Origin of the sequence: Cupriavidus taiwanensis LMG 19424 (genome assembly GCF_000069785.1) — a bacterium.
GTDB classification, from domain to species: domain Bacteria; phylum Pseudomonadota; class Gammaproteobacteria; order Burkholderiales; family Burkholderiaceae; genus Cupriavidus; species Cupriavidus taiwanensis.
In genome coordinates, this window is the sequence record NC_010530.1 from 1,278,811 (window position 1) to 1,287,602 (window position 8,792).

The 8,792-nt window shown below is 71.8% G+C and carries 4 protein-coding genes; all 4 read left to right on the top strand.

Annotated elements, in window-relative coordinates; all coding sequences use genetic code 11:
- Positions 1 to 54 precede the first annotated feature (54 nt).
- The 4 genes from RALTA_RS21510 to RALTA_RS21525 are packed head-to-tail and all read left to right on the top strand — an operon-like array spanning position 55 to position 8,774.
- The gene (locus RALTA_RS21510) at positions 55 to 276 is read left to right on the top strand and encodes an MbtH family protein (RefSeq protein ID WP_012356043.1); all 222 of its coding nucleotides are present in this window, start codon (positions 55 to 57) and stop codon (positions 274 to 276) included.
- Between the two features lie 2 nt (positions 277 to 278).
- Positions 279 to 1,013 carry a thioesterase II family protein gene (locus tag RALTA_RS21515; protein WP_012356044.1) on the top strand — a complete coding sequence of 245 codons (735 nt, stop codon included), beginning with the start codon at positions 279 to 281 and terminating at the stop codon, positions 1,011 to 1,013.
- Positions 1,014 to 1,069: 56 nt separating this feature from the next.
- Positions 1,070 to 5,590 carry a condensation domain-containing protein gene (locus RALTA_RS21520; protein ID WP_012356045.1) on the top strand — a complete coding sequence of 1,507 codons (4,521 nt, stop codon included), beginning with the start codon at positions 1,070 to 1,072 and terminating at the stop codon, positions 5,588 to 5,590.
- A gap of 4 nt (positions 5,591 to 5,594) precedes the next feature.
- Positions 5,595 to 8,774 (top strand): non-ribosomal peptide synthetase, encoded by a 3,180-nt coding sequence (locus RALTA_RS21525; RefSeq protein ID WP_012356046.1) that lies wholly within the window; start codon positions 5,595 to 5,597, stop codon positions 8,772 to 8,774.
- Positions 8,775 to 8,792: the final 18 nt, after the last annotated feature.

The following is an 8,792-nucleotide window of genomic DNA, read 5'->3' on the forward strand; positions in this document are numbered from 1 at the left end:
ACAGGGTGATGCGCCAGATGGCGCCGCACACTTTGCACTGAACGGGAGCCCGCCATGAGTTTCGATCGCGACGACGCCACTTTCCTGGTCCTCGTCAATCACGAAGAACAGTATTCGATCTGGCCGGACTACAAGGCCGTCCCCGGCGGCTGGCGTGCGGCGGGTTTCAGCGGCAACCGGCAGGCCTGCCTGGACTATATCGAGCGCACATGGGTGGACATGCGTCCGCTCAGCCTGCGCCGCTTCATGGAGGCGCAAGCGCAGACGGGCGCCTGACCATGGCGCCCTTGCAGCTGTTCTGCCTGCCTTACGCGGGGGCTAGCGCCACGGCGTACCTGCGCTGGCGGCGCCTGCTGCCGGCGCACGTCGGCGTGGTGCCGCTGGAGCCGCCAGGACGTGGCGCGCGGCTCGACGAACCACTGCTGCGCGATTTCGAGGCGCTGGCGGCTGAAATGGCCAACGTCCTGTGCCGGCAGCGCGAGCGCCACGCCGGGCCGTATGTCCTGTTCGGGCACAGCATGGGCGGGCTGCTGGCCTGGCGCCTCTGCCACCTGCTGCGCGAGCGCGGCCATGCGCTGCCGCAGCGGCTGGTGGTGTCCGGCTGTGCCGCGCCCACCCGGCGCGATTCCGGCCGGCTGGCGGCACTGCGTGGCGATGCGGCGCTGAGCGCGGATCTGCGCAAGCACGGGGGCACGCCGGAGGCGGTCTTCGCCGATGCCGAACTGCTGCGGCTGACGCTCGATGTGCTCGACGCCGACTACCGCGTGTGCGAGAGCTTCCGCTGCGGCGACGCGCCGGCCCTGCCCTTGCCCGTCCACGTCTTTGCCGGCCTTGACGACCCGATTGCACCGGCCGACCTGCACGCGTGGGCGATCGAGACCCGCGCCGGCCATACCCTCGACTGGTTTCCCGGCGGCCATTTCTTCCTGCACGACAGCCAGGCCGAGGTGGTCGGCCGGCTCATTGCCTGCCTGAACGCAGCGCCGGCATCGGCCACCCTGCTGCCAGCCTGACCCGCGCCGCGACGCACGACCCAACGCCAACCGTCTTCCTGAAGAGCGATCCAAGCATGCAGTCCGATCCGAATCTACCGGCCACGCTGGTGGCCCACCTCGGCCGCCTGGCCGCACAGCGCGGCGCCGACACGGCGCTGGTCATCGTCGATGCCGGCGGGGATACCCGCTACAGCTACGCCGCGCTGGACGCGCGCGTACGGGCCCTGGCGGCACACCTCGCAGCGCAGGCCGAACCAGGCGCGCGCGCGCTGCTGCTGATGGACAGCGGCATCGACTACGTCACCGCCTTCTTCGCCTGCCTGTACGCCGGACTGGTCGCGGTGCCGGCGTTCGAGCCCGGCGCCGTGCGCTCCGCGCAGGTGGCGCGGCTGCTCGCCATTGCCGCTGACGCCGAACCGGCGCTGCTGCTGACCACCGGCGCGCAGGCCCGCGACCACGCCGAGGCGCTGGCCGAGATTGCGTCCGGCGCGGCAGTGGTGGCTGCCGATGCCACCCTTCCCGCCGCGGCGGAATCCTGGCAGCCCTACCCCGCCCGCGCCGAAACCCTGGCCTTCCTGCAGTACACGTCGGGCTCGACGGCCTCGCCGAAGGGCGTCATGGTCAGCCATGGCAATGTCATGGCGAACGAGGTGGCGATTGCCGAAGGCATGCGCGTGGGGCCCGGCGACGTGATGGTCAGCTGGCTGCCGCTGTATCACGACATGGGCCTGATCGGCGGGCTGCTGCAGCCAGTCCACAGCGGCATTCCGGTGGTGCTGATGTCGCCGCAGTTCTTCCTGGAGCGGCCGGTGCGCTGGCTGCAGGCGATCAGCCGGCATCGCGGCACGCTCTCGGGCGGCCCGGACTTTGCCTTCCGGCTGTGCGTCGAACGCGTGCGCGACAGCCATCTGGCCGGGCTCGAGCTGTCGAGCTGGGCGGTGGCGTACTCCGGCGCCGAGCCGGTGCGGGCCGACACGCTGCGCGCGTTTGTCGAGCGCTTTGCCCCGGCCGGCTTCCGCGAGCAGGCGCTGTATCCGTGCTACGGCCTGGCCGAGGCCACGCTGTTCGCCACGGGTTCCGAGCGCGGCGCCGGCATGGTCAGCACGCGCTTCGATGCGGCCGCGCTGGCGCGTGGCAACGCGCAACCGTCGCAGGACGGCATGGAACTGGTCGGATGCGGTTTCCCGCGCGCCGGCCATGCCGTCCGCATTACCGGCGCCGACCGGCAGGCACTGCCCGACGGACAGATCGGGGACATCGAGATCGCCGGGCCAAGCCTGTGCGGCGGCTACTGGCGCAATGCCGAGGCCAGTGCCGCGGCCTACGGCCACGATGCCGGGGCAGGCCGCTGGCTGCGCACCGGAGACCTCGGCCTGTGGCATGGCGGGCAGCTCTATATCGCCGGGCGGCGCAAGGACGTGATCATCGTGCGCGGCCAGAACCTCTATCCGCAGGACATCGAACGCGCCGTCGAAGACCAGGTCCCCGCCGCGCGCCGCGGCCGGGTGGCGGCGTTTGCTGCCGACGGCCCGGACGGGGAAGGCATCGGCATCGCCGTGGAAATCTCCCGTCCCGATCAGAAGCGCGTCGGCCACGTTGCCCTGGTGCAGGCACTGGCGCAAGCGGTCGGCAACGCCTGCGGAGAGCCGCTGGCGGTCGCGCTGCTGCTCAATCCCGGCGGCCTGCCCAAAACCACCAGCGGCAAGCTGCAACGCAGCGCGTGCCGCGCCGGCTGGCTGGATGACAGCCTGGACGCGTGCGCGGTCTGGGCGCACGGCAGCTTTGCGCGCGGCGGCATGGCAGCCGCGGACCCGGCACCTGCGCAGGCCCTTGCGCCGCGCGGTGAAACCGAGCGCGCACTGGCCGCGCTGTGGCAGGAATTGCTCGGCATCGCGCCGGCCGGCCGCGATGCGCACTTCTTTGCCAGCGGCGGCAATTCGCTGACAGCGGCGCGGCTCGTGGCGCGGGTGCGCGAGCAATATGGCGCCGCGGTGCCGATGCGCCTGCTGTTCGAGCATCCCACGCTGCAAGCCTGCGCGGCCGCGCTCGACCAGCTGCAGGGCGATGCCGCCGAAGCGCCGCTTGCGCCGGTGCCACGCCTGCCGCAAATGCCGCTGGCGCCGGCGCAGCAGCGGCTCTGGCTGACCGACCGCATTGCCGCCCAAGCGGATCGCTGGACCTACAACATGGCCGGCGGGCTGCGCCTGACCGGCGCGCTGGACACGGCAGCGCTGCACGCAGCGCTGAACGCACTGGTGGCGCGCCATGAAATCCTTCGCACCAGCTACCCCGCCGATGCGCAGGGCACCCCCTATGCGCGGATCGAAGCCGAACTGGCGCTCGAGCTGCCCTTCAGCGACCTGTCGGCGCTGAGCGCGGCGCAACGCGATGCCGCGCTGCAGGAACTGGCCGAGGGCCAGGCGCGCACGCCATTCGACCTGGCCCGGGCGCCGCTGCTGCGCGCGAGGCTGGTGCGGATGGCAGAAGACGACCACGCGCTGCTGCTCACGCTGCACCATATCGTCGGCGATGGCTGGTCCGTCGCCATCCTGCTCGATACGCTCGCCGCCGCCTACAACGCGGCATGGGCCGGCGTCGCGCCCGACTGGCAGCCGTTGCCGATCCAGTACGCCGACTACGCGGCGCATCAGCGCGCAGCCGACACCGGCCCGCAACAGCAAGCCGATGCCGACTACTGGCGCGCCGCGCTGCGCGACGCGCCGAAACTGCCCACGCTGCCGACGCCCAACCGGCGCCCGCCGGTGGCATCGAGCGATGGTGCCGCTTGCTGCACCACCCTGCCCACTGCGCTGCTGGCGCAGGCCGATGCGCTGGCGCAGGCCCATGGCGCCTCGCGCTACATGGTGCTGCTGGCCGCCTTCCACGCCCTGCTGCACCGGGTCGGCGGCGCCGAAGACCAGCTCGTCGGCATCGATGTCGCCGGCCGCCCGCGCCGCGAACTGGAGGAACTGGTCGGCTTCTTCGTCAACGTGCTGCCTCTGCGCGCGCAATGCCACGGCGGTCTGCGCTTTGCCGAACTGCTGGCCCAGGTGCGTACGCGCACGCTGGCCGCCTTCGACCACCAGTCCTTGCCGTTCGAGCGCATCGTCGAAGCCGCCGGCGTGCCGCGCGAGCGCGCCTGGCATCCGCTGGTGCAGGTGCTGTTCGTGCTGCAGAACACCCCCGCCCAGGCGCGGCAGTTTGACGGCCTGCACGCGGCGCGGCTTCCCACGCCGGTGCATGCGGCCAAGTTCGACCTGGCCGTGTTTCTTGAGCCGTGCGACGACGGCCTGCGTGCCGAATGGGTCTATGCCACCGCGCTGTTCCCGCGTGCCGCGATGCAACGTCTCGCCGATGCCTACGGTGTCGTGCTGGCGCAAGCGCTGGCCGCCCCTGACTCTCCACTGGCCGGCCTCCAGGTACCGGCCGGCCTGTGCGAACCCGCTCCGGAAGTGCCCGCCATGACTGCCACCGCGCCTCGCCCCAGCAAGCTCGACAAACTCGGCAAGCTCGCCAGCCTGCCCCGGCGCGCCGCCGAGGCAACCCCTGCGGCGCCCGCTGCAGCGCTGGTGCGTACCTCGTTCCTGGCACCGGGCCAGACCTTCCCGATCGTGATGGAACCCGCCTCGCCCGATCTCGATCCGGTCGCATGGGCGCTGGCCCACCGCGAACAGATCGAGGCCACGCTGTGCCGCCACGGCGGCATCCTGCTGCGCGGCTTCGGCCTGCGCACGCCGCAGGAATTCGAGCAGTTCGCCGAATCGATCGAGCCCGGCCTGTACGGCGCCTACGGCGACCTGCCGAAGAAGGAAGGCGGCCGCAACACCTACCGCTCCACACCGTACCCCGAGCGCGAGATGATCCTGTTCCACAACGAAAGCGCGCACCTGCCGCGCTGGCCGCGCAAGCAGTGGTTCTTCTGCGAACTGCCGTCGCCGGTCGGCGGCGCCACGCCCATCGTCGACTGCCGCGAGATGTACCGCCGGCTGCCGCGCGAACTGGCCGAGCGCTTCGAGCGCAAGGGCCTGCGCTATGTGCGCACCTTCAACGACAAGCTCGACGTGAGCTGGCGCGATTTCTTCAAGACCGATTCACGCGAGGAAGTTGAAGCGCGGCTGCGCGCTTCCGGCACCGACTTTGCCTGGCTGGACGCCGACACGCTGCAGACGCGCGAACACTGCCCGGCGGTGATCACGCACCCGGTCACCGGCGAGCGCAGCTTCTTCAACCAGGTGCAGCTGCACCACACCGCCTGCCTCGATCCGGAAGTGCGACGCGACCTGCTGGACATCGTCGGCCCGCAGCGCATGCCGCGCCAGGTGACTTTCGGCGACGGCAGCCCGATTGGCGACGACGTCATGACCCTGATCGGCGAACTGTATGAAGCCTGTGCCGTGCGCTTTGCCTGGCGCCAGGGCGACGTGGTGATGCTGGACAACATGCTGGCTGCCCATGCGCGCGACCCCTACCAGGGCCCGCGCAAGATCGTGGTGGCGATGGGCGACATGTTCGAGCGCAAGGATCTGCCGCCGCTGACGAAGAACGCGGCCACACAGGACGCCATCGCGGCGGCCGACACCGCACTGGAGGGCTGAGCCGATGGACGCCATCACCCAGGATTTTGCGCGCCACGCCCGCGCGCTCGGACGCGAACAGCGCGCGCTGTCGGCGCACGCGGCCACGCCGGTTACGCTGTCGGCAACCATCGAGGGACCGCTGGACGCGCAGCGCCTGCAGCGGGCACTGTGCCGGGTCGCCGCACGCCATCCGGCTACGGGGCTGGTGTTCGGCCGTGTCGAAGGTTTGCGCGGCTTGCGCCAGCACTTCGCCGGAGCCTTGCCGGCGTGGTCGCCGGCAGCCCAGGACCAAGGCACGCCGGAAACAGCCCTGCAGGCTGCACTGCAGGTGCTCCACGACAACCGCGCCCAACTGACGCTGACCGCCCATCCGCTGGCGGCCGATGGCCCCAGCCTGGTCACGCTGCTGCGCGAACTGGCCCAGGCCTACGCCGACGAAAGCGCCCCGGCCGGCGAAGCGCCGCTGCCCTATGCGGACTACCTCGACTGGACCGACGGGCTGGCGCAAGAGAACACCGAAGCCGGCGCGGGCTACTGGCAAGCCGTGCGTGAGCGGCTGGCCGGCCTCGATGCGCCGAGGCTGCCCTGGCAACGCGCCGGCAAGGCGAGCGAAGCGCTGGCGGCGCAGCGTGTCGAGCTTCCCGCGACGGAAGCCGCCGCAGTGGCCGCATGGGCTGCCGCAGTGGGCCAGCCGCTGGCCCACGCGCTGCAGGCGGCATGGTGGCTGCTGCTGGCACGCCTGGATCCGGCCGCGGCGTTCTGCGCCGGCTGGCAGCACGATTGCCGCGACGACTTCGACGTACTGGCCGGCGCGGTAGGCCGTTATGAAGCGCTGCTGCCGGTCGCGGTGCAGCCGGACATGGCAGCGCCGTTTGCCGACTGGCTTGCCGCGTTCGGCGCGCAGTTGCAGCAGCACCTCGACTGGCGCGAGCATTGCCCGGCCGATGCCAGCGCGGGCGCACCTGCACGCGTCGGCTTCTGCTGCCGCGGCCCTTCCAGCATGCAATGGCGGCATGGCACCCTGCATTGGCGTGCCGACGCTCCGCGTGCGCCGCTGCCGGGCCTGGCGCTGGCGTTGCAGGTCCACGTGGAAGACGGCGCGCCACGCCAGCTGGTATTGCACCATGCCGACAGCATCCACGACGCGGATGCAATGGCATGCCTGCTTGACCAGTACCGCACGCTGCTGCAAACGCTGCGCGCAATGCCAGACACCGCCGTCGGCGCATTGCCGCTGGCGACCGCCGCCGAGCGCGCGCGCGCCAACGCCATGCACGCGCCGACGCTGCATGTCGGCACGCAAATGCTGCCGCAGCGGCTGGCCCACTGGGCCAGCGAGCGCCCGCATGCGCCGGCGTTGTCGGCCCCTGGCCTGCAGCTTACCTACGCCGGCCTCGCCCGCGCCGTGGACGCAGTGGCGCGGCAGTTGCCGGCACTGGGCTTGCGCCCGGGCCAGCCGGTCGGCCTGCTGTTGCCGCGTTCGGGCGAACTGGTGGTGGCATTGCTGGCGGTGATGCGTGCCGGTGCGCCGTACCTGCCGCTCGATCCGGCATGGCCGCCGCAACGGCGCGCGCAGATCCTGGCCGACGCCGGTGCCACGCTGGTGCTGACCGACGCGGCCCATGCGTGTACCGCCGGGCCGCTGCCGCATGCCGAGATCGCGGCACTGCTGGCGGCCGACACTGCCGCCGACGCCACCGCCGACGCCACCGACACGCTGCCGACGGTGGACGCCGCGCAGCCCGCCTACGTGCTCTACACCTCCGGCTCGACCGGCACGCCCAAGGGCGTCGCCATCAACCATGGCCAGTTGCTGAACTACGCGGCAGCCTCCGGCCAGGCGCTGCGCCTGGACCGCTGCCAGCGTTTCGGGCTGACCTCCACCGTCGCCGCCGACCTCGGCAACACCACCCTGTTCGGGGCGCTGTGGCATGGCGCCTGCCTGTGCGTCGCCGACGAGGCCGACATGCGGCACGCCGCCGCCTTCACCGCCTTCCTGGCGCGCGAGCACGTCGATTGCCTGAAGATCGTGCCCTCGCACCTGGACGCCTTGCTCGACGGCGACACCGCGCCGCTGCCGTTGCCGCCGCACGCCACCATCGTGCTGGGCGGCGAAGCCGCGGCCACGGCGCTGCTGCAGCGGCTGCACGCGCGCATGCCGCAGGCCCGCCTGTGCAACCACTACGGGCCGACCGAAACCACGGTGGGCATCCTGTTCCACGATGCCGGCCGCGCGGCGGACGCGGTGGACGCGCCGCTGCCGTTGACGCAGGTGCTGGCCAACTGCGAGGCCTATGTGCGCACCGCCACGGGCAACCTGGCCGCCGCCGGCGAAACCGGCGAACTCTGGCTCGGCGGCGCGCAACTATGCGCAGGCTATCTGGGCGGAGAGGTGTCCGGGACGGCCTTCGTTGCGCACCCCGAACGCCCGGGCCAGCGCCTGTACCGCAGCGGCGACCTTGCGCGCTACCTGCCGAGCGGCGGCATCGAGCTTGTCGGGCGCGCCGATCACCAAATCAAGGTGCGCGGCTTCCGTATCGAATGCGGCGAGGTCGAACAGGCGCTGGCGGTGCTGCCCGGCGTACGGCAGGCGGTGGTCATGCTGGCCGCACCGGCCGGTGGTGCGCCCCAGCTCGCCACATGGATCGTCCCCGACGATGCCACGGCCACAGACGCCGCTGCCGTGCGCAATGCGCTGCGCTACGCGCTGGCCGAGCGCCTGCCCGAAGCGATGATCCCCGCGCTGTGGTTCGCCGTGCCGGCGCTGCCCCGCCTGCCGAACGGCAAGGTGGACCGCCGCGCGCTGGCGCAAGCCGCAGCGGCAAGCCCGGCGCCCTCTGCCTCTGCCGGCGCCGCGCGCGAACCGGCAAGCGAACTGGAAGCGCTGCTGCTGGACCAGTTGCGCGACCTGCTCGGCGCGCCCGACCTGGCTGTCCGCGACGACCTGTTTGAAGCCGGCGGCCATTCGCTGCTGGTGATCAAGCTGGTGGCGCGCATCCGCAAGCTGCTGAAGCTGGAAATCGCCCCGGCCATGGTCTTCGATGCCCCGGACGCGGCCGCATTGGCCCGGGCGCTGCGTAACGCCAGCGCCGACCCCGACGGCCTCGAAACGCTGGCCGGCCTGCAGCGCCAGCTGGCGGCAATGTCGCCCGAGGCGCGCGCCGCGCTGCGTGCCTCCGCCACGGCCAACGCCACCGCATAACGTCTTTTTCCCTAGAAC

Bases quoted from the DNA above. Each gene is read 5' to 3' on its own strand.
- RALTA_RS21525 (WP_012356046.1), top strand. From the start codon at position 5,595: ATGGACGCCATCACCCAGGATTTTGCGCGCCACGCCCGCGCGCTCGGA.
- RALTA_RS21520 (WP_012356045.1), top strand. From the start codon at position 1,070: ATGCAGTCCGATCCGAATCTACCGGCCACGCTGGTGGCCCACCTCGGC.
- RALTA_RS21515 (WP_012356044.1), top strand. From the start codon at position 279: ATGGCGCCCTTGCAGCTGTTCTGCCTGCCTTACGCGGGGGCTAGCGCC.
- RALTA_RS21510 (WP_012356043.1), top strand. From the start codon at position 55: ATGAGTTTCGATCGCGACGACGCCACTTTCCTGGTCCTCGTCAATCAC.